Source organism: Stappia sp. TSB10GB4 (genome assembly GCF_900185745.1).
Lineage (GTDB): Bacteria > Pseudomonadota > Alphaproteobacteria > Rhizobiales > Stappiaceae > Stappia.
The window spans coordinates 1-19,640 of the sequence record NZ_FYAV01000058.1; the positions used below are offsets into that span (position 1 = coordinate 1).

At 67.5% G+C, this 19,640-nt stretch carries 18 protein-coding genes and 1 pseudogene; 11 read left to right on the forward strand and 8 right to left on the reverse strand.

Annotated features, from left to right (window positions below):
* Window positions 1-699 (forward strand): annotated as a pseudogene (locus TSB10GB4_RS17810) (hypothetical protein); the annotation flags it as partial.
* Window positions 700-712: 13 nt separating this feature from the next.
* Window positions 713-1,480 carry a flagellar type III secretion system pore protein FliP gene (fliP, locus tag TSB10GB4_RS17815; protein ID WP_186396858.1) on the forward strand — a complete coding sequence of 256 codons (768 nt, stop codon included), beginning with the start codon at window positions 713-715 and terminating at the stop codon, window positions 1,478-1,480.
* Window positions 1,481-1,530: 50 nt separating this feature from the next.
* Here the strand turns inward: fliP and TSB10GB4_RS17820 are convergent, their stop codons facing one another.
* The 5 genes from TSB10GB4_RS17820 to TSB10GB4_RS17840 form a co-directional block, all read right to left on the reverse strand.
* On the reverse strand, window positions 1,531-5,427 hold the full coding sequence (locus TSB10GB4_RS17820) for a hypothetical protein (RefSeq protein ID WP_186396859.1): 3,897 nt from the start codon (window positions 5,425-5,427) through the stop codon (window positions 1,531-1,533).
* A 150-nt stretch (window positions 5,428-5,577) separates the two neighbouring features.
* Window positions 5,578-6,282, reverse strand: a complete 705-nt coding sequence (locus TSB10GB4_RS17825; RefSeq protein WP_186396860.1) for a MotE family protein — start codon at window positions 6,280-6,282, stop codon at window positions 5,578-5,580.
* On the reverse strand, window positions 6,279-6,785 hold the full coding sequence (locus TSB10GB4_RS17830) for a DUF6468 domain-containing protein (protein ID WP_186388511.1): 507 nt from the start codon (window positions 6,783-6,785) through the stop codon (window positions 6,279-6,281). The genes TSB10GB4_RS17825 and TSB10GB4_RS17830 overlap by 4 nt, the downstream gene beginning before the upstream one ends.
* Window positions 6,782-8,005: a flagellar motor switch protein FliM gene (gene fliM, locus TSB10GB4_RS17835; RefSeq protein WP_186396861.1), complete on the reverse strand. Its 1,224-nt coding sequence runs from the start codon at window positions 8,003-8,005 to the stop codon at window positions 6,782-6,784. Before fliM ends, TSB10GB4_RS17830 begins: the two co-directional genes overlap by 4 nt.
* Window positions 8,006-8,013: 8 nt before the next feature.
* Entirely contained in the window at window positions 8,014-8,520 is a 507-nt protein-coding gene (locus TSB10GB4_RS17840; RefSeq protein ID WP_186396862.1) for a flagellar basal body-associated FliL family protein, read from the reverse strand.
* Between the two features lie 285 nt (window positions 8,521-8,805).
* Here TSB10GB4_RS17840 and flgF point away from each other — a divergent pair, with 285 nt between their 5' ends.
* From flgF to flgH, 4 genes are read left to right on the forward strand one after another with little or no spacing between them, the layout of a single operon-like run.
* On the forward strand, window positions 8,806-9,543 hold the full coding sequence (gene flgF / locus TSB10GB4_RS17845) for a flagellar basal-body rod protein FlgF (protein WP_186388514.1): 738 nt from the start codon (window positions 8,806-8,808) through the stop codon (window positions 9,541-9,543).
* A gap of 26 nt (window positions 9,544-9,569) precedes the next feature.
* A complete protein-coding gene (gene flgG, locus TSB10GB4_RS17850) occupies window positions 9,570-10,352 on the forward strand; it encodes a flagellar basal-body rod protein FlgG (protein WP_186396863.1) in 783 nt (260 codons plus the stop codon).
* A gap of 29 nt (window positions 10,353-10,381) precedes the next feature.
* Window positions 10,382-11,344 (forward strand): flagellar basal body P-ring formation chaperone FlgA, encoded by a 963-nt coding sequence (flgA, locus tag TSB10GB4_RS17855; RefSeq protein WP_186396864.1) that lies wholly within the window; start codon window positions 10,382-10,384, stop codon window positions 11,342-11,344.
* Complete coding sequence (gene flgH, locus TSB10GB4_RS17860; protein WP_186396865.1) at window positions 11,344-12,096, forward strand: flagellar basal body L-ring protein FlgH; 753 nt, start codon at window positions 11,344-11,346, stop codon at window positions 12,094-12,096. Before flgA ends, flgH begins: the two co-directional genes overlap by 1 nt.
* A gap of 199 nt (window positions 12,097-12,295) precedes the next feature.
* On the opposite strand, the gene TSB10GB4_RS17865 is transcribed toward flgH, so the two are convergent.
* From TSB10GB4_RS17865 to TSB10GB4_RS17875, 3 genes are all read right to left on the reverse strand, one after another.
* Window positions 12,296-13,465, reverse strand: coding sequence for an HD-GYP domain-containing protein (locus TSB10GB4_RS17865; RefSeq protein WP_208984861.1), 1,170 nt, complete (start codon window positions 13,463-13,465; stop codon window positions 12,296-12,298).
* A gap of 211 nt (window positions 13,466-13,676) precedes the next feature.
* Entirely contained in the window at window positions 13,677-14,093 is a 417-nt protein-coding gene (gene dksA / locus TSB10GB4_RS17870; protein ID WP_186388519.1) for an RNA polymerase-binding protein DksA, read from the reverse strand.
* A gap of 173 nt (window positions 14,094-14,266) precedes the next feature.
* Window positions 14,267-14,689 carry a flagellar assembly protein FliX gene (locus TSB10GB4_RS17875; protein ID WP_208984862.1) on the reverse strand — a complete coding sequence of 141 codons (423 nt, stop codon included), beginning with the start codon at window positions 14,687-14,689 and terminating at the stop codon, window positions 14,267-14,269.
* Between the two features lie 324 nt (window positions 14,690-15,013).
* On the opposite strand from TSB10GB4_RS17875, the gene TSB10GB4_RS17880 reads away from it, so the two are divergent.
* The 5 genes from TSB10GB4_RS17880 to TSB10GB4_RS17900 all read left to right on the forward strand — a co-directional run bounded on the left by TSB10GB4_RS17880 (window position 15,014) and on the right by TSB10GB4_RS17900 (window position 19,630).
* Window positions 15,014-16,105, forward strand: coding sequence for a flagellar basal body P-ring protein FlgI (locus TSB10GB4_RS17880; RefSeq protein ID WP_244570958.1), 1,092 nt, complete (start codon window positions 15,014-15,016; stop codon window positions 16,103-16,105).
* Window positions 16,105-16,431 (forward strand): rod-binding protein, encoded by a 327-nt coding sequence (locus tag TSB10GB4_RS17885; protein WP_186388521.1) that lies wholly within the window; start codon window positions 16,105-16,107, stop codon window positions 16,429-16,431. Before TSB10GB4_RS17880 ends, TSB10GB4_RS17885 begins: the two co-directional genes overlap by 1 nt.
* Window positions 16,428-16,925: a hypothetical protein gene (locus TSB10GB4_RS17890; RefSeq protein WP_208984863.1), complete on the forward strand. Its 498-nt coding sequence runs from the start codon at window positions 16,428-16,430 to the stop codon at window positions 16,923-16,925. Before TSB10GB4_RS17885 ends, TSB10GB4_RS17890 begins: the two co-directional genes overlap by 4 nt.
* 363 nt (window positions 16,926-17,288) lie before the next feature.
* Window positions 17,289-17,654, forward strand: coding sequence for a hypothetical protein (locus TSB10GB4_RS17895; RefSeq protein WP_186396868.1), 366 nt, complete (start codon window positions 17,289-17,291; stop codon window positions 17,652-17,654).
* A gap of 152 nt (window positions 17,655-17,806) precedes the next feature.
* Complete coding sequence (locus TSB10GB4_RS17900; RefSeq protein WP_186396869.1) at window positions 17,807-19,630, forward strand: lipopolysaccharide assembly protein LapB; 1,824 nt, start codon at window positions 17,807-17,809, stop codon at window positions 19,628-19,630.
* Window positions 19,631-19,640: the final 10 nt, after the last annotated feature.

The following is a 19,640-nucleotide window of genomic DNA, read 5'->3' on the forward strand; positions in this document are numbered from 1 at the left end:
CCGCCGGCGCAGCCGCGCCGCGAGCCGCCGCCCCCGCCGATCCGCCGCAACGTGACGCCGCCGTCGTCCGGCCCGGCCGCCAATGCGCGCACGGCTTTCCCGCAGTTCACCGAGACCGCCGAGAAGCCGGCCGCCGACAAGCCGGCGCCGCGCGGCGACCTGTCCGGCGTTGTCGCCGGGGCGGTCGCCGATGCCGCCACCGCGGCCTCGTCCGCGAGCGCGCCCGCGGCGCCGAAGGTCGAGGTCAAGCAGCCCGAGCCGGAAGCGAAGGCCGAGATCAAGCCCGAAGCGCCGGCACCCGCCGCAAGCCGTGTCCAGCCGGATCTTGCCTCGCTGGAAGACGCGCTGCTCGCCGAACTCGGCCAGTTGCGCGGCAGCCCCGCCAGCGAACGCAGCGAGCCGCGCAGCGATGTCGGACCGCGCGCCGCCGCCCCCGCCGCCGCCGCCCCCGTCGCAGCCGCTCCCAAGGCCGAACCGGCCGCACCGCCGGCCGTTGACGAGGCGCCGAAGCCGGCGGCGGCCGCTCCCGAGATCAAGGTGGCTGCGCCGGCCGCAGCGGACGAGCCCGAGGCGGGGAGCGGCGACGACAGCCCGAAAGCGGAAAAGAAGGCCGACAAGGATGCCGGCTCGGTGACGATGGATGCCATCGAGGAAGAGATGGCGCGGCTCCTGAGCGAGATCGGCGGACCGCGCAAATGATGGTGCCGCGCACATGACGAAGGCCCGGCACGCCGTCCTGCCCCTCCGCAAGACGTCGGTCGCGGTCCTCGCCTGTCTCGCCATGCTCGCGCTGGTCACCGGCGCGAGCGCCCAGGACATCACCATCGGCTTTGGCGAAGGCGCCGGGCTGACCGAGCGTGCGGTCCAGTTGGTCGCGCTGCTGACGGTGCTGAGCCTGGCGCCGTCGATCCTCGTCATGGTGACGAGCTTTACCCGCATCGTCGTGGTGCTGTCGCTGCTGCGCTCGGCGATCGGCCTGCAGACGGCGCCGCCCAATGCGGTGATGACCTCGCTTGCCCTGTTCCTGACCCTGTTCATCATGGCGCCGACCTTCGAGGCCGCCTACAACGAGGGCGTCCAGCCGCTGGTCGAGGGCAATATCGAACTCACGGAAGCCTATGAGCGCGGCGCCCGGCCGTTCCACGCCTTCATGCGTGCCAATGTGCGCGAGAAGGACCTGGCGCTGTTCACCGAACTGTCGGGACAGGAGGCGCCGGAGACGCCCGAGGACATCAGCATGCGGGTGCTGGTGCCGGCCTTCATGATCAGCGAGTTGCGCCGCGCCTTCGAGATCGGCTTCCTGCTCTACCTGCCGTTCCTGATCATCGACCTGGTCATCGCCTCGGTGCTGATGTCGATGGGCATGATGATGCTGCCGCCCGTGGTGATCTCGCTTCCCTTCAAGCTGATCTTTTTCGTCCTGGTCGACGGATGGAACCTGATCGCCGGCAGCCTGGTGCAGAGTTTCTCCAGCGGCTGACCCCGTCCCGCCACCACACCGGGCCGGGCCGGGAAGGGAAGGCGCTGCCGCTAACCGGCGTCGCCGACCGCGCTCTCGGCCATTTCCGCCGCCGGCTCCGCGTCATCGCCGCGCGCGGCGGTGCGCTGCCTCTCCAGCGCGTCGTCAAGCCCCGACATCGGCAGCTCGGGCTCCTCGTCCGCCTCCAGGCCGGGCGTGCCGTCCAGCGCCGGCTGCAAGTATTTGCGCCGATACTCGGCCAGGAAGATGTCGAGCGAGTCGACGCTCTGCAGGCTGTCGAGCACCGACATGAACTCGACCCCGCGGCTCCCCACCGGCCGGGTCACGATGTCGAAGGCGGCGGCGCTGGGGCTGTCGCTCATCTTGCCGGAGAACTTGGCCTTCAGCCGCGACAGGCTGAAATCATCGTCGGCAAGCGAATAGCCCATCGCCGCGCGCAGGATGTCGGTGCGCTCCTGGTCGGCAAGCGGCACCGGATCCGACCAGCGACCGCCCACCAGCGCCTCGAGCTGCTCGCCCGCCTCGCGCCAGCTCTGCGCCGCCCACAACGTGTCGGCCTTCAGCCGCTCGACATCCTCGCCGCGCATGTTGCGGACGATCTCCAGCGCCAGATCCGGGCGGCCGCTTTCGGTCAGCGCGCGCGCCTCGACCATGTTGCGCTGGCGCTCCAACTCGCGCGGCAGCTTCGCCTGACGGGTGCGGGTGAGCACCCTGAGCGCCTGTTCCGGCTTGCGGTCCATCAGGTAGACAACCCCGAGGTCGGCGGCGATCTGGGCGCGGGCGGCGCCCTTCAGGCGATGGTCCACCTGGTGGCGCAGCAGTTCCGATGCCTGGTCGAGCAGGTCCATATCGACGAGCCGGCCCGCCAGCCGGCGCACCATCTCGTCGCCGCGTCGGCCGACCGGCGTCATCTCGCGGAAATCGTAGAACAGCGCCAGCGCCCTCACCGGATCCATCCGGTCCGCCTCGCCATTGAGGAACAGGTTGGCGAAAACCGCCCCCATCTCGTCCTGCAACAGGCGCGTGGTCTCCGCGTCCGCATTGGCCTGGATCGCCGATTGCATCGCCTCGAAGGCGCCGCGATACTCGCCCGCCTGGGCCTGAAGCTGAGCCAGGAAGCGCAGGGTCTTCAACTCGGTCTCGTCGCCGCGCCAGGACGCGGCAAGCCCCGCCAACTGGTCGATCGCCTCCTCCGTGGTCACCTCGCCGTCGCGATGGCGAACCCGCAAGGCGCGATAGGCGGCTTCCGCCGCCAGCGGGCGTTCCATCGAGCGCTGAACCAGATCGAAGGCGGTCAGCGCCTCGCGGGAGCGCCCGGAAGCGTCGGCGATCTGGCCGCGGATGATGTCATAGCGCGCCGCCTGCCGGGCCGAGGCAAGGCTCGGGTCGATCTCGGAGAGGATCGCCGCCGCCTGCCCGTAGTCGCTGACCTCGACCAGGGTCTCCGCCGCAGCCAGATGAAAGGCGATCTGCACCGCCGCCGGATAGCCGCCGACAACGGCCTGGCCGCGCGGCTGGTTGTCCCGCGCCTCGCTCCAGTTGCGCCGTTCGGCAGAGGCAATGGTGCGCCAGACGGCCGCGTGGGGATTGTTGAGAAGCTCCGTCCGTCCGAGATAGTCGAGCGCCTCCCGCGGCCGGGCCGCAAGGGTCTGGGCCGCTCCCATCATCAAGTTGAAGGCCGGATCGCGGGCCAGGGCCGGATCGTCGAGCGAGGCAAGCCGCATCAAGCCCAGCGCCTCATGGGCGAAACCATGGGCGAGATAGAAGCGCGACAGCTCCATCCGCGGTCCCCGCCGCTCCTCCTCCGGCGTGTTGGCGATGGTGTATTCCATGCCCTTGATCTTCTGGAGAAAGTCCCTCGTTCCGCTGCTCATCAGATTGCCGAGGTCGACCTGCCCCGGCGTCGAGGGATCGATCACCGGCGGCAGGATCGTCGATCCCCTCGTCAGGTTGCCGTTGGACACCGCCAGGCCCCGCGGCCGCTGCAGCAGGATCGCATCGCCAAGCAGCTTGATCTCAAGGTCGTCCGCCTTGCCGAGCACGGCAACGCCATGGGCCGACATCAACGCGTCGAATTCGGCGAAGCTCTGCGGCTTCAACAGACCGCGCGCCGGCGCGAAGCCGGTGACCACCGTCATCTTGTCGCCGGCGAAGGGATCGACCACTTCGCGAACATTGGCCGGCCCCTGGAAGGGGATGGTGATGACCGTGCCGCCATCGCTGCTCTGGCTGCGTTGCAGCGTCAGGGGCCGGGACGGTTCGAGGATCATCTCGCCGATGGTCATGACCCAGGCGCTGCCGTCGATGCCGATACTGGCCAGCGCGTCGCGCATCAGATCGATGCGGATCACCTGCCAGTCGGCATGGGCGATCACCTCCACCGCTTCCACCCGGTCCGCAAGCACCGAGCGCATGCCGCGAATGTCCACCGGATCGGCGGTGTCGAAGACGAGATAAAGGCTGCGGTAGCGGCGGAACACGGACGAGGCGACCGGGGTGGAGAAGGGAAACACCACGCGCACCGCCTCGCCGATACGGCGCGCCTCGGCGACGACGAAGCGGCGGGTCTCATCGCCATAGCCGGCCGGCGGCATTTCCGGAGAGGCGACCTCGTCGGCCGAACCGGACGGCCGGTCGACGGCAAGACCGCTGAGATCGATCTCCGCCGGTAGCCCGTCCTGCGTCGCCGGTCCCCCAGCGGCCTCGGGCCGAGGCGTCACGGCAGCCGTCGATGCGGCTGCGGCCGGCGGCTCCGGCGAAGCGGGCGCGGCCTCGGCGGGCCGGGTCGGGGCGGATGCCGGCGCGTCGGTCGGCGCCTCATCGCTCGCCTGAACGGCCGGTGTCGTTTGGGGCAAGGCCTGCGGAGCCGCCTCATCCGATCCCGGCTTGGCACGCGGAAGCGGTGTGCCCGGATCATCCGGCTCCGCCGGCGACGCCGACGCCTGCTCCACCGGCACTTGCGCCGGCGCGGCGCTTTCCGGAGAGATGGCTTCGGGGCTCGGCTGCGCCGCACCGGAGACGCCGGACGCCATCACCAATTCCCTGGCGGTGGCCGGAATGTCGTCCCCCGCCGTCAGAGCCTCACCGATGGCGGCATTGACGGGGTCCTGTGCCATGCTGCGCGGCGTGACGTCGACGATGTAGAAATTGTCCTCGCGAAAGGCCCGGATATCCACGTCCGGCTGTATCCGCAGCAGGAATTTCAGCCGCCCCTCGTCGCTGAAGGCCGTTGCGTCCACCACGCCGGGGGGCAGATCGGCGCGCAGCATCGACAGGTCGAGCGGGACATCGTAGCTGAACGTCACCTTGATCATGTCGCCTTCGCGCACGAAGGCCGAATCGAAGTTCAGGTTCCACTCGAAGGCGAGCCGGGTGAAGGTCGGATGGGTGCCGACGAAGAGCTCGACCTTGGGTTCTTCCTGTCCCTTCAGGCGTGCCTGTTCCAGGGCCCGGGCGCGGCGGATCGCCTCCTCGGCACGACGGGCCAGGTCCTGCACCACCTCGTCGGGCAGGCCCGGCGGCATGCCTTGCCAGTTCTGCGGCAGAAGATCGATGAAGAGCTTCTCTCCCGCCTCCATCGTGTTGATCCGGAAGTCGCCCATCAGCGCGAAGCGCAGCGCCGAACCGTCCGGATCCCGGCGGGCGATGGAGATGAAGTTCGGCATGTCGATCGGGACGCTGTCGACACTGGTCATCACCTCCTCGCGGAAGCGGATGCGCAGAACGCCGTTGGAGGCGATCGCATCATATTCGGGCAGCAGCGTGAGATCGCGGAAGGTCAGGACGATCCGGCCATAGCCATCCTGCTGAGAGGCCCGCAGATCCGCCTGCAGCGGCTCGGCATGGGCGGACGGGGCGACGACGGCAAGAGCGGCGAAAACGCCAGAAAACAGCACAGCAAACGCAAGAAACGCCGCCGTGATCCGCGCGGCGGCGACCTGAAGCATGCGTCTTTTCGAGCCGTCCTGCCTCACCGGGCTCCCCTGAACCTTTCGACCAAGCATCCAGTCTAGCGGCCGCCGCTTAACGCTGCGTTTAACCGACCTCCCGGATTCCCTGGCATTCCCGCCGGGGAACGACGGGACGCCCGCTCCGCATCAATTGCCCATGATCTTCGGCAGGTCCGGCGCGACGACGGCGGCGGCCTCTTCCGGTTTGCGTCCGGTCACGAGGGCCACCGTCAGCCGCTCGCTCGCCTCCGGCGACATGCGCCCCATGATGTCGGCCATCTTGCGCGGGTTCATCTGGCGGGCGACACGCACGAGGATGTCGAGGTCGAGCCGATCGAAGATGCGCGCCGCATCCTTCGCCTTCATCGACTCGTACATGACCACCAGGTCCTTCATCTCCTCCTCGCGCTTCTTCTCCTCCTTCTCCTGCAAGCCGCGGATCCGCTCCTCGATCGCCGAGATCTCCTCGACCTTTTGCTGCAGGCGATCCTCGGTCGCCTTCATGAGCTGCTGGCGCAACTCGAACTGCTTCTCGCGGTTGTCCAACTCGCGGCGGCGATCGCTGAGCGACTCCAGCACCTTGCGTTCGGCAATGGAGCCGCCGAGCTCGAGGCCGCCGACACCGGGCGGCGGCGGTGCCTCCTCATCGCCCTCGGTGGAGGGCCCGTCGGAAGCGCCTGCATCCCCTGTCCCGGCGGTGCCAGTTGCAGGATCGGTAGGCTGCTGCGCCATCGCCACGCTCACGCCGGCGGTGACGGACGTGCCGCCCTCGATGGCGAGCCCCAGCAGCTTCAGCGCGAGAAGCGCGCTGGCCGCCAGGACGAGAACGGGGATCAGGCGCAGGTTTGTCACGCAGCCTGCTCCGCGGCACGCTTGCGGAACAGTTCAAGCCGGGCGGTCGCCTCCATCGCGGCGGACCGGATGTCGCTGGCACGCATGGCCGACGGACGGGCCGCGGCCGCCGGCGCCGGTTCGGCGACCGGAGCAGCCATGGCGGCGGCCGGAGCCGGCGCCTGCGGAACCGCACGGGCGGCCTCGGTGATCTGGGTGATGCGCTCCAGCACGGTGTTGCCGCGCGAGACATGCGCGGCGAGTTCCTGCGACAGGCGCTCGGCGTCGACAAGGCGCTGGCCGAGGGTGCGGTCGGCCTCGCCCGCCGTCGCCTTCAGCCCGAGAATGGCACGCTCAGCGATCTCCGAGGCGGTGATCAGCTCGGAAATGGTCGCGCGCAGCGCCTCCTCGTCGGCCCGCAGCCGCTTCAGCCGCTTGTTGAGCACCACGCAATATCCGATCGTCACCACCAGCAGCAGGGCAACGAGGCTCTCGATCATCAGTCCGACAGGGAGCGTGCTCATGTTGGGTCCATTTCCTTCTGCATGGCCCGCTCGAAAGCGGCCAAGGTCATCTTGGGCTTCTGCAGCCCGCGCTCGACGCGGATCGCGATGGAATCCTCGTCCTTGCCCATCGTTCCTTGCGTCAGCGGAATGCCGCCGCACTTGATCGAGACCGGGTCGTTCGGAGAAATGTCGAACAGCAGCGTCTCGCCGACCTTGAGATCCAGCACCCGTCCGAGCGGGATGTGGGTCTCGTAGAGGACCGCGTCGACATCCACCTCCGCCGCGTAGATCTCGGTGGCCAAGTGGCCTTCCCAGATCTGGTCCCGGCCGAACTTCTCGCCCATGAACATCTGCAGGAGCAGATCGCGGATCGGCTCCAGAGTGGCATAGGGCATCATGATTTCGATCTTGCCGCCGCGGTCCTCCATGTCGATCCGCAGTTCGACGAGGATGGCCGCGTTGGCCGGGCGCGAGATCGCAGCAAAGCGCGGATTGGTCTCCAGGCGCTCCAGGTTGAAATGGACCGGCGAGAGCGGCGAGAAGGCCTGCACCATGTCGTGCATGATGATCTCGATCATCCGCCGCACCAGATTGCTCTCGATCGTCGTGTAGGGCCGCCCCTCGACGCGCACCGCCGACATGCCGCGGCCGCCGCCGAGCAGCACGTCGATGATCGAGTAGATCAGGCTCGATTCGACCGTGCACAGGCCGAAGCCGTCCCATTCCTCGGCCTTGAAGACGCCGAGAATCGCCGGCAGCGGGATCGAGTTCAGATAGTCGCCGAAGCGCACCGAGGAAATGCTGTCGAGCGACACCTCGACATTGTCGGAGGTGAAGTTGCGCAAGGAGGTGGTCGTCAGCCGGACCAGCCGGTCGAAGACGATCTCCAGCATCGGCAGACGCTCATAGGAGACCATCGCCGAGTTGATGAGCGCGCGAATGCCGCTCTGGTCGGCGGCGATCGTGTCCTCGATGTTGAAGCCGAGGAGGTTGTCGATCTCTTCCTGGTTGAGAATGCGGTCGGCGCCCCGCGTGGCGCTTTCCAGTTCCGGCTCGCTGTCGTCGATCATCGCCGCCCATTGGGCAGCCATGTCGTCGCCGCCGGCGACGCCCTGCTCCTCGAGCGCGGCGCCCCAGGCGGCGGCCAGATCCTCGTCCTCGCCGTCGCCTTCCATCTGCTCGGCCAGGGCTTCGCCCCATGCCTCGTCGAGATTGCCGAGATCGTCGTCGTCAGCCATCGGAGACCTTACTGGACCAGGATTTCCTTGAAGAGAACGCCTTCGACGCGCGCCGGATAAACCGCCGTGTTGATGCGCCGCAACAACTCTTCCTTGAGTCGGAACAAACCGGAAGACCCCTCGAGATCCGCCGGACGCAACTCGCGCAGGTAGACCTGGAAAGCGTCGAGAATGCGCGGAAGATAGGGCTCGATCCGTTGCACCATTTCGCGGTTCGTCACCTCAAGCGAAATGCGAACGCGCAGATAGGTCGCCCGCCCCTCGCTCGACAGGTTGACGGTCATCTCCGGCAGATCGAAGAACACCGCGGGCCGCTGCTCGGACACCGGCCGCTGCGCGCCTCCCGAGACCGCAGCCTCCTCGCCGCCGCCAGAGAACAGAAAGTAGTAGACCCCGCCGCCGATGGCCGCCAGCAGGACGAGACCCGCGAGACCGAAGATCAGCAGTTTCTTCCTGGACCGGCCGGCCCCGTCTTCCGGGGTGCCGGTTTCGGCTGCATCCGCATCCGCCGTCATTGTGACTCAACCTCGCTGCGCTGCCCTCCCGCGCGTGGAGTTAATTTCTAAAGTCACAATGGTTAACGAGTGGTTACCGAACCGTTAACGCCTCGCAAAATGCGGCAATTTTTGCCGGGCGGTAACCATTGGCCGGAACGAAGCTGCCTCCCACCCTGCCGCCCCGAACCAAAAAGCCCAATGAAATCAGAGGTACGAAAACTGGCACGATGTCTGCAACAAGGTTAACGGGTATCCGCTCTGGGGAGGGTGGATGCTCGCTGGGGAGCATAGGAACGGTACGCCATGGAGAATTCTCTGCTGATCGGGCTGTCACGCCAGACAGCCCTTCGCAACCAGTTGAACGTGGTGGCCAACAACCTGGCCAACATGAACACGACGGGCTTCAAGTCCCAGCGGCTGCACTTCGAGGAATATCTGATGCCCGTCGCGGAGGCCACGGCTTTCCAGCGCGGCGACCGGACGTATTCCTATGTCCTCGACTATGCAGCCTCCTCCGATTTCGGAGCCGGCGCCATCTCGCTGACGCAGAACGCCTTCGACGTGGCGATCGAGGGCGAAGGCTTCTTCGTCATCGGCGGCCCCGAAGGCGAGCGCTTCACCCGCAGCGGCGCCTTCCACCTCGATGCGACCGGGCAGATGGTGACGGCCGACGGCCGGCCTGTCCTGGGCGAGGGCGGCCCCTTCGTCTTCACAGCCGAAGACGGCGACGTGACCATCGCCGAGGACGGCACGGTTTCCACCGAACTCGGCGTCAAGGGCCGGCTGCGCGTCGTCACCTTCGAGGATCCGCAGGCCCTGGAACGCATCGGCGACAACCTGTTCGCCGGCGAGGCGCCCCAGGCCGCCGAGCGCATCCGCGTCCTGCAGGGCGCCGTCGAGAAATCCAACGTCTCCGGCGTCGTCGAAATGACCCGGATGATCGAGATCACCCGCAACTACACGACCGTGTCGAAGATGCTGTCTGACGGCGACGACTTGCTGCGCAAGGCAATCGAACGCCTCGGCTCCGTCCAGGCCTGAGCGAAGCGGAAGAAGGAACAGTCACCATGAAGGCACTTCACATCGCCGCGACAGGCATGCGCGCCCAGGAACTGAACGTCGAGGTCATCTCGAACAACGTCGCCAACATGCGCACCACCGGCTACAAGCGCCAGCGCGCCGACTTCCAGGACCTGCTCTACCAGAACCTGCGCCGCATGGGCACCAACTCCTCGGCCACCGGCACGATCGTGCCGACCGGCGTGCAGATCGGCTCGGGCGTCAAGACCGCCTCGACCGCCCGCATCATGAGCCAGGGCAACCTGAGCCAGACCAACAAGGAACTGGATGTCGCCGTGCGCGGCGAAGGCTTCTTCCAGATCCAGATGCCGGACGGCGGCACCGCCTATACCCGCGACGGCTCCTTCGAGCGCGACCCGAACGGCCAGATCGTCACCATCGACGGCTATGCGGTGCTGCCGGGCATCGTCATTCCCGAAGACGCCCGCGACATCACCATCTCCACCGACGGCCAGGTGCAGGTGCTCGACGCCAACAACGCCGTGCAGGTGCTCGGCCAGATCCAGATCGCCCGCTTCATCAACAAGTCGGGCCTGGAAGCGATCGGCGACAACCTGTTCCTGGAGACCGAGTCGAGCGGCGCCGCCATCGTCGCCAACCCGGGCGATCCCGGCTTCGGCGACGTGCTGCAGAAGCATCTCGAAATGGCCAATGTGGAAGCCGTCAGCGAGATCTCCGATCTCATCGCCGCCCAGCGCGCCTACGAGATGAACTCGCGCATCATCAAGGCGGCCGACGAAATGTCCGCCACCACCTCGAACCTGCGCTGATGCGCCGGCTGACCGGAAGGCCCCTCGCGATGTTCGCCAAGCTCCTCCTCGCCGCCGCTCTTGCCCTGGCCTCGGCCCTGCCGGCCGCTGCCGGCGCGCTGCGCTCGGAAGTCGCCGTCACCGGCCCGATCGTCACCATCGGCGACTTCTATCCCCATGCCGGCGCCCTCGCCGCGACGCCGCTGTTCCGGGCGCCCGATCCGGGCACCCGTGGCACGGTGCGGGCGAGCCTGGTGGCCGAGCGTGCCCGCACGGCGGGCTTTGCCCTCGCCGGCACCGACGGCCTGTTCGAGGTCGTCGTCGAGCGCCTCGCCCTGACCATCGGCGAGGCCGAGGTCGCCGAAGCCGTGCGGAACGAACTGCTCGCCCGCGAGCCCGAACTCGATGCCGACACGCTGGAAGTGGCCGTGTCGGGGCTGCGTGCCCCGCTCCTGGCCGACGCCGGCCGGATCGAGCCGATCACCGTCTCGGAACTGGCCTGGGACCGCCACTCCGGCCGCCTCGCCGCGACCTTGCGCGTGCGCGCCGTCGATGGTCCCGTCACCCTCCGCCTGACCGGCCTTGCCCGGGAAATGGTCGAAGTCTATGTCGCCGCCCGGCCGATCGATCGCGGCACGGTCATCACCGCCGCCGATATCGAGCCGCAGCGCGTCGCCCGCAACCGCCTCACCGCCCGCCAGATCACCGACCCGTCGCAGGTGGTCGGCCAGGCGGCACGCCAGGCGCTCCAGGTCGGTCGGCCGCTGCGCGCCGCCGATGTCGAGCCGCCCCTCCTGGTGCGGCGCGGCGCCAAGGTGACGCTGGTCTACCACACCGGCGGCATGACGCTGACCACCATCGGTCAGGCCATGGCGAACGGCGCCGCCGGCGACTTGATCGACGTCCTCAACCTGCAGTCCCGCCGCACCGTGACCGGGATCGTCCGCTCCCGCGACCAGATCGAGGTCAGTGTCGCGCGGCAGCACCTTGCACAGCTCCAGGAGACGAACTGATGGCTCCGCGCATGTCCCTCTTGAAGCCGGCCCTGACCCTGTCGCTGGCTCTTGCCACCGCCGCCTGCGGCACCGCCGACAAGCTCTCGCAGGTCGGCCAGACCCCGGCGCTCTCCGCCATCCAGGATCCGACAACCACCGCCGGCTACCGCCCGGTGCAGATGCCGATGCCGGCCCCCCAATCGGACCACTACAACTCCAACTCGCTCTGGCGGTCTGGTGCCCGCGCCTTCTTCAAGGACCAGCGCGCCGCCCGCATCGGCGACATCCTCACCGTTCTGGTGACGATTTCCGACAAGGCGGAGTTCGACAACAAGACCCAGCGCAGCCGCACCGGGTCCTCCTCCTCCGGCACCGGCGGCGCCGTGGGCGCTGCGATCAACACCTTCCTGCTGCCGAGCGGCTCGAACTCGGACAACCTGGCCTCGGCCCAGGGCGCCTCGACCTTCCAGGGCAGCGGCAAGGTCGACCGCGAGGAGAAGCTGCGTACGCGGGTCGCCGCCGTCGTCACCCAGATTCTGCCGAACGGCAACATGGTGATCGAAGGCCGCCAGGAAGTGCGGGTGAATTTCGAGGTGCGCGAGTTGATCGTCGCCGGCGTGGTGCGGCCCGAGGACATCGCGGCCAACAACACGATCGAAAGCGAGAAGATCGCCGAGGCCCGCATCGGCTACGGCGGCCGCGGTCAGATCACCGACGTCCAGCAGCCGCGCTACGGCGCCCAGGTGCTCGATATCGTCCTGCCGTTCTGACCCCGCCTCTTCGGTTCGCGGCGCGGCTCCCCAAAGAGCGCCGCGAACCTCTCCCCTCCCCAAGCCGCTCCACGCTCCCCAAGCAGAGAACGGCAGGCGGGCACGGGATCCCCCCGCTCCCCAGCGGACCCGTGCCCGCCGCACCTTTCCGTATCAAGTGCAAGACAGGAGGAATCCGTCAGAAAGGACGGCCAGCCGATCAGGCCGCGTGTTCGCGTCCGCCCGGGTCGAGCGGATGCCGTCCCGCCCGCAGACACGGCATCATGACGCCGCCCTCCGCGCCCTCTCCGCCGCGCTTGGTCGTAAACACCGGCGCCAGCACCATGGAGCGGAACGCGGTGAACAGACGGGCATCCAGCTTGCCCTTCATCTCCGCCATGATCGCCAGGGCCTGACGGGGCGACATCGCCGCCTTGTAGACCCGCTCCTCAGTCAGCGCACTATAGATATCCGCGAGGGTGACGATGCGCGTCAGCGGGCGGATGCAACTTCCGCCGAGCCCGTTGGGATAGCCGGTCCCGTCGAGAAACTCGTGGTGATCTCGTACCGCATGGATCACCTCCATATCGTCGCGCCCGCTCCGCTGCAGCGCGAAGGCGCCGCGTGCCGGATGGGTGTTGATCACCCGTCGCTCGGCATCACTCAGCGGCCCGTCTTTCTCCAGCACCGAGATCGGGATGAACAGCTTGCCGACGTCATGCAGCAGACACGCTTCGGCGATCAGCACGATATCGCTCTCATGCAGTCCGAGATGCTGACCGAAGGCGCTGCCGTTGCCGGCGACGCTGAGCATGTGGCGACAGGTGCGGCTGTGGTGGAACTGGACGGCATCCAGCCAGCCCCCGAGCCCGTCGCGCCGCGTCGCCTCGCAGATCGCCCGCGCCGTGGCGCCGATCACTTCCGGCGGCAGCGGCCGGTCGGTGCGCATCGCCCTGCCGAGCTCCCGATAGAGCGTTTCACCGCACTCGATCGCCTTAGCGATATAGGGCGACCGTCCGGCAAGATGGATCGACAGGTTGCGCCAGAGGATGGCCTTGACCGCTGCACGGATGTCGTCGGGCGTGCGGAAGCTCGGCAGCACCCGCTCGATGCCCAGCGCCTCGGCCTGGACCTGACAGGCCCGGTCGCTGCCCGTCGCAACGAAAATCGTGTCGTTCTTGCGCCGGTCTTCGCCGATCAGCCCGGCAAGGCGTGCAATGTCGGCGGACCGGCGCAAGCTGCAGTGAAGAACGATCACCCGCGCCGACGCAACGTTCTCGACAGTAAGCGATTCACGCGAGACGCGCTCGACCTTGAGAGCCATGGCGAGCGCATTTCCGAAAGCGGGAAAGGGCTTTTCCTGATCCATAACCAGAAGGACGTCGAGCATGGGACACCGAGGATCTGTAGCGCGAGGATGAATTTCCTCTACGTCATCGATACTCGACGCCGCTTGTCGAAGTCTTAATCAAGACGGATAGAAACTATTAACAGGGCATGAAACCGGACCATGCCGGGCGGATGACCGGGCCGCCGCCCATACGAAAAAGGCCCGGACGGATCCGGGCCTTAAAAGGTCGTCTGTGCCGGCCGAGAACCGGTCAGTCGTCGCGATACACCTTCTCGCGGCGCTCGTGCGCTTCCTGCGCCTCCAGCGACAGGGTGGCGATCGGGCGGGCCTCCAACCGCTTGATGGAGATCGGCTCCCCCGTCTCGACACAATAGCCGTAGGACCCGTCGGCGATCCGCTCCAGGGCCGCGTCGATCTTGGCGATCAGCTTGCGCTGACGGTCACGGGCCCTCAGTTCGATCGATCGGTCGGTCTCGGAAGACGCCCGGTCGGCGATGTCAGGATGGTTCTGGCTTTCCTCCTGGAGGTTTGCGAGCGTTTCGCGGCTTTCCTTGAGGAGCTCTTCCTTCCACCGCAAAAGCTTGTTCCGGAAATACTCGCGCTGACGCTCGTTCATGAAAGTCTCGTCCTCGCTGGGACGATACTCGGCATCCAGCTCAACCGTCATGTCCTACTCCGGCTCCCGTTAGGCCGCGCGGAATATAGCGATCCTGCGACCGATGGACAATGTCGCCGACGTCGAAAATAGCGCCAAATTTCCGTGAAGCATTTCATGGACTTAAGCCGGCTGCCCGCGGTTTTGGCAGAACTCCGGCCTGTTCGGGCGGCACCGCCCGCGGTTTACGTGCCGTAGAGTCCGAGCTTCGCCAGCTCCACTTTCGCGCGAAGCTCGATCTCGTCGACCACCTTCTCCAGCGCCGGATTGCCGCTGTCGATCCGCCGTTCCAGCAACATGGCCAGCCGGGTGAGTCGCTCCGGAGAGACGCGCCCGGCAAGCAGGTCGACCTTGATCTCCTCCAGCATGTCCAGCATGTCGTGGCCGCGCGCCATCGCCCGGCGCCGGCCGGTCAACGGATCGTCCACCTCCTGGAGCGCGAGCAGCGCATCGATGCCGGCAATGCCGCCGGCCGAACCGGCGGAGGCGGCACTTTCCGACCGCCCCGAACTGCCGAGGTCGAACTGGCTGCCGGACCCGTCGGTGCGCTTCTTCTGGTTGCGTCCGGCGATGCCCGTCAGGGGCGTGTAGCCTGAGATTCTCATCATCGAAAACCGGATCCCGCTGGAGGCAACTTCGACACTACACAATTTTCCGAGTTGGTAAACGAAGCGTTAACGACCCGGCAATTCCTGCCGAGCGACAGGTCGCATCCGTGGACGGAGTTTGGCCGAGCCCCCTGCCGTTTTCAACATTTAGCTTTTAAAACAATTGATTAGAGAATTTCAGCCGCCGCGCCGAATTCTGGCACGCTGCTCGCATAACGGAACGCGGACACACCATCGTCGTCGCCCGTTGCGCAATCGAGTCAAACCAGAATGACCCTGATCGGCCTCTTCTCCCGCCTCACTGCCATTCTGCAGGTTCTCTGCATGGCGTGGACGCTCGCCCTCGTGGCGGCGCTGGCGGGGCCCGCCAGCGCCGCCTCGCGGATCAAGGACATCGCCGACTTCGAAGGCATCCGCGACAACCAGTTGATCGGCTACGGTCTCGTGGTCGGCCTGCGCGGCACCGGCGACAGCCTGCGCAATGCCCCGTTCACCCGCCAGAGCCTGGAAGCCATGCTGGAGCGCCTCGGCGTCAACACCCGCGGCTTCAACCTCAACACCCAGAACGTGGCCGCGGTGATGGTCACCGCCAACCTGCCGGCCTTCGCCACCCAGGGCACCCGCATCGACGTCTCGGTCAGCGCCCTCGGCGACGCCGACAGCCTGCAGGGCGGCACGTTGCTGGTGACGCCGCTGCTGGGCGCCGACGGCGAGGTCTACGCCATCGCGCAAGGGCCGCTGGCCATCGGCGGCTTCGCTGCCCAGGGCGACGCCGCCTCCATCGTTCGCGGCGTGCCGACCTCCGGCCGCATCGCCAACGGCGCGCTGGTGGAGCGCGAGATCGACTTCAAGCTGGCCTCCCTCACCAGCCTGCGGCTCGCCCTGCGCAATCCGGACCTGACCACCGCCCGGCGCATGGCGCTCGCCGTCAACGAGTTGATCGGCCTGCCGACCGCCGAGCCGCTCGACCCGGCGACCGTCCGCATCGACCTGCCGCGCCAGTTCAACGGCAATATCGTCGACCTGCTGACCGATATCGAGCAACTGGTCATCCAGCCCGACCTGCCGGCCCGCATCGTCATCGACGAGAACTCCGGCATCATCGTCATGGGACAGAACGTCAAGGTCTCGACCGTCGCCATCGCCCAGGGCAACCTGACCATCACCGTCGCCGAAAGCCCGACAGTGGTGCAGCCCCTGCCCTTCGCCAACGGCGAGACTGCGGTCGAACCGCGGACGGACATCCTCGTCGACGATGCCAGCGACAACAAGCTCGCCGTCGTCCGCGAATCCGTGACGCTGCAGCAGCTCGTCGACGGTCTCAACGCCCTTGGCATCGGCCCCCGCGACATGATCTCCATCCTCCAGGCGATCAAGGCGTCAGGGGCACTGCAGGCCGAAATCGAGGTGATGTGATGAGCCTGCCCGGCATCGACACCGTCCTCGCCTCGGCCCAGGGCCGCTTCGCGTCGCGCACCTCCACGCCCGACCCGGCAAATTCTGCCGCCGTGATGCGCGAGAATGCCGAGCAGTTCGAGGCGGTCTTTCTCAACACGATGTTCCAGACGATGTTCGCCGGCCTGGAGGAAGGTGGCGCCTGGGGCAACGAGACCGGCTCCGAGGCCTGGAGCGGGATGCTGGTCGAACAATACGCCAACACCATCGCAAAGGCCGGCGGCATCGGCATCGCCGACGCGGTCCAGCGTGAACTTCTTGCCCTTCAGGAGATGGCCGGACAATGAGCCTCGACACCAAGCAACTCGCCGAGATTGCCCCCGAATTCTTTTCCGGCGCCATTGCCGATCCCCAGGCCGCCGAGGCAACCTGCATTCGCCTGGAGGCCGCCATGGGCGACCTGCTGGCCGTGATCGAGCGGGAGACGGAACTGGTCCGCCTCGGCAAGCTGGACGCGGCCGGCGACCTGCAGCCTGAAAAGGCCAAGCTGGTCAGCATCTACATGCGCGGCATGACCTTCGTGCGCGACCAGACCGTCGCGCTCGGCAATCTCGCGCCCGAAGCCGTCGACCGGCTGAAGCGCCGCCATGCCGAGTTCCAGCCGGTGCTGCGCATCAACCTGGCGGTGCTGGCGACCGCTCGCGAGGTTGCCGACACCCTGCTGCGCAAGGTGGCGGAGAGCGCCGCCAGCACCCGCGGACCGTCAACCTACGGCCCCGGAGGCAGCGCCCCGCGCACGCCCGCCCTCGCCGACGGCATCGCCGTCAACCGCGCGCTGTAGGGCCGTTTCCGGGCCGGGCCAAGCGACTCACCGCAAAAGAGACAGGTCTCGACGCCGCCCGCCTCCCAAGGCCGGGCGGCGTTGCCGTTGCGTCCTCTGCGCTTCCCCGGTTAACCACACTGGAACGAATCGGGATCAGATCGGTTCAGCCGCAAATCCTAACGATTTCATTAAGAGTGGATTCACAGTTTTCCGATAAGCTTCTTGCCATATTCTGCAAGTCGTTCTCCCTGAGTGCGGCGAGCGAAGTTGCATATCGGAAGACCCGAGAAGGGTTAACGAGCGAAAGACGTGATGGTCGAAAAGCAACAGTGATCCCGGGCGCGTGGCCTTCACGGGTCTGTCCGGTGAAGGAGTAAGGCAATGGAAGCAACACCGATCAGGACCGCGGCCTATACGCCGCAGCCGGCAACTCCCAGACCGACCGAGGCCGGATCGCCTCCGGCTGCGACCACGGACCTGCCTCCCGAGAAGTCCGTCCAGCCGACCAGCGAGACGACAGCCCCGCGCCCTGCTGCCGAGAACGATTTCGCCAAGGCCGAGAGCAACATCAAGCGCGAGGAATATCGCGACAAGATCACCGCCTCCATCGTCTTCCGCGCCGTCGACATGGACACCGGCGAGGTGGTGCAGCAGATCCCGGAGGAATCCCTCCTGCGGTTGCGCCGCGCCTTTGCCGAGACCACCCAGAAGGACATGACCGGCCTCGCGTTCAGCCGCAGCCTCTGATCGCGGACGGGGTGCCGTTGGCGCGTCCCGTCCACATTGCGATCATCGGGACCCTTGCCGGGGACATGGGCCATGGTTGGGCCGCTCCGCCCCACCCGATTCCGAATCGGCTATAGTCCGGGCGCCGTTCACCCTCGACCCGGACCCTGCGGATGCCGCCCTCTCCCCAGAGCCACCTGGACCAGATGCGCAAGGCGCTGCTGCTGCAGCGCGACGGCAAGCCCGCGCGCGCGCGCCCGATCTACGAGAAGATTCTCAAACAGGACCCGACCAACGTCGAGGCGACCAACCTCCTCGGCCTGTGCTTCCTGGAACAGGGCTATCCGAAGCGGGCCGCGGCGCTTCTGGAACGCGCGGTGGCTCTCGCCCCTGCGGAGCCGCGCTACCGGGTCAACCTGCTCGACTGCCTGGAACGGCTTGGCGACACCGCGCGCCTGCTGGCCCTGGCCGAACAGACGGAGGCCGGCGGGGCGACCGATCCCGACCTGCTCCATCGCCGGGCCCAGGTGTTGCGCAATGCCGGCCGCCTGCCGGAAGCGCTGGCCGCCTATGATGCGGCCCTGCGGGCAGCGCCCGAGCGCATCGATATGCTGGTGGAGTTCGGCCAGACGCTGATCCTCGCCGCCCGGCATGAAGACGCCGTGCGTGTCTTCCAGTTTGTCCTGTCCTCGGATCCCGCCCACCGCATCGCGCTGCTCAGCCTTGCGGACGCGCTGAACCAGGTGCATCGCGCCGGCGAAGCCCTTACCCTGCTCCAGGAGTGCGCCGAAGCCTTCGATGCCGAGACGGATGCCACCTACAGGCTGAGCCTTGCCAATGCCTTCTGGGGCATCGGCGCCTATGCCCAGGCCTTGGTGGAAACGGACCGGGCGCTCGCCCTCGGCGGCGTCGCCGGCAGCGATGCCCGTCTGCTGCGCGGCAAGACGCTCTACCATCTCGGCCGCTTTGGCGAGGCCGTCGAGGAGTTGGAGCGGGCGCTGGCCATCGACCCCGCCCGCCACGAGACGGCGATGACGCTCGGCCTCGCCTGCCTCGCCAGCGGCGATCTCGCGCGCGGCTGGAAGCTCGCCGAGCGCCGCGTCGAGGCCAACCTCAAGGGGCTGATCCAGCGCCGCTTCTCGCGCCCGACCTGGCAGGGCGAGCCGCTTGCCGGCAAGACCCTGATGATCTGGGACGACCAGGGCATTGGCGACGTGCTGCGCTCCGCCTCGATGTTTGCCGAACTCGCGCGGCAGGCAGGCCGGTTGATCGTCGAGTGCCATCCCAAGCTGGTGCCGCTGCTGGCCCGCAATTTCCCGCAAGTGGAGATACGCCCGCGCAGCAACGAGGGGCTGAACGCTTTTGCGCGGCCGCGTGAGGATTTCGACGTTCAATGCGCCTTTGGCGGGCTGCCCGCCCTGCTGCGGCCGGACATCGCCGCCTTTCCCGGCACGCGCGCGGCGCTCGCCGCCGATCCGGACCGCGTCGCTGCCTTGCGCGAGCGGCCACCGCTCGGCGGATCGCGGCCGAAAGTCGGCCTGTCCTGGACCAGCGGCAACCGCACGGGCCAGCGCGGCCGGTCCTATCTTGCATTGGAAGACCTGCTCCCGCTGCTCGCGGTCGAGGAGGTCGACTTCATCCTTCTCGACTATACCGACCGCACTGCGGAGATCGCGGCGCTGCAGGAGCGAACGGCCTTCACCCTGCATCGCTGGGACGACCTCGACCTCTTCGACGATCTGGAAACCGTGGCGGCGCTGACTTCCTGCATGGATCTCGTCATCTCGGCCAATACGTCGGTCGCCGACATGTCGGGTGCGCTCGGCGTGCCGACCTGGCGCTTCGGCCCGGTGACCGGCACGATCCTGCTCGGCCAGGACAACCCGCCCTGGGCCCCGGCAACGCGCTACCTGCGGCTCGACCCGGAACGGCCGGCGGCCGACATCGTGCCCCGGCTGGTGGCGGATCTGCAGACCTGGCTGGCGGAGCGCAAATAGCGCGAACGCC

Coding starts and splice junctions, on each gene's coding strand:
- dksA (WP_186388519.1), bottom strand. CDS start 14,093: ATGACGGTTGAGCTGGATGCCGAGTATCGTCCCAGCGAGGACGAGACT.
- TSB10GB4_RS17820 (WP_186396859.1), bottom strand. CDS start 5,427: ATGCTTCAGGTCGCCGCCGCGCGGATCACGGCGGCGTTTCTTGCGTTT.
- TSB10GB4_RS17900 (WP_186396869.1), top strand. CDS start 17,807: ATGCCGCCCTCTCCCCAGAGCCACCTGGACCAGATGCGCAAGGCGCTG.
- TSB10GB4_RS17840 (WP_186396862.1), bottom strand. CDS start 8,520: ATGACGGCGGATGCGGATGCAGCCGAAACCGGCACCCCGGAAGACGGG.
- TSB10GB4_RS17880 (WP_244570958.1), top strand. CDS start 15,014: ATGGCGTGGACGCTCGCCCTCGTGGCGGCGCTGGCGGGGCCCGCCAGC.
- fliM (WP_186396861.1), bottom strand. CDS start 8,005: ATGGCTGACGACGACGATCTCGGCAATCTCGACGAGGCATGGGGCGAA.
- TSB10GB4_RS17885 (WP_186388521.1), top strand. CDS start 16,105: ATGAGCCTGCCCGGCATCGACACCGTCCTCGCCTCGGCCCAGGGCCGC.
- flgH (WP_186396865.1), top strand. CDS start 11,344: ATGGCTCCGCGCATGTCCCTCTTGAAGCCGGCCCTGACCCTGTCGCTG.
- TSB10GB4_RS17890 (WP_208984863.1), top strand. CDS start 16,428: ATGAGCCTCGACACCAAGCAACTCGCCGAGATTGCCCCCGAATTCTTT.
- TSB10GB4_RS17830 (WP_186388511.1), bottom strand. CDS start 6,785: ATGAGCACGCTCCCTGTCGGACTGATGATCGAGAGCCTCGTTGCCCTG.
- TSB10GB4_RS17865 (WP_208984861.1), bottom strand. CDS start 13,465: ATGCTCGACGTCCTTCTGGTTATGGATCAGGAAAAGCCCTTTCCCGCT.
- TSB10GB4_RS17875 (WP_208984862.1), bottom strand. CDS start 14,689: ATGATGAGAATCTCAGGCTACACGCCCCTGACGGGCATCGCCGGACGC.
- flgA (WP_186396864.1), top strand. CDS start 10,382: ATGTTCGCCAAGCTCCTCCTCGCCGCCGCTCTTGCCCTGGCCTCGGCC.
- TSB10GB4_RS17895 (WP_186396868.1), top strand. CDS start 17,289: ATGGAAGCAACACCGATCAGGACCGCGGCCTATACGCCGCAGCCGGCA.
- fliP (WP_186396858.1), top strand. CDS start 713: ATGACGAAGGCCCGGCACGCCGTCCTGCCCCTCCGCAAGACGTCGGTC.
- flgF (WP_186388514.1), top strand. CDS start 8,806: ATGGAGAATTCTCTGCTGATCGGGCTGTCACGCCAGACAGCCCTTCGC.
- flgG (WP_186396863.1), top strand. CDS start 9,570: ATGAAGGCACTTCACATCGCCGCGACAGGCATGCGCGCCCAGGAACTG.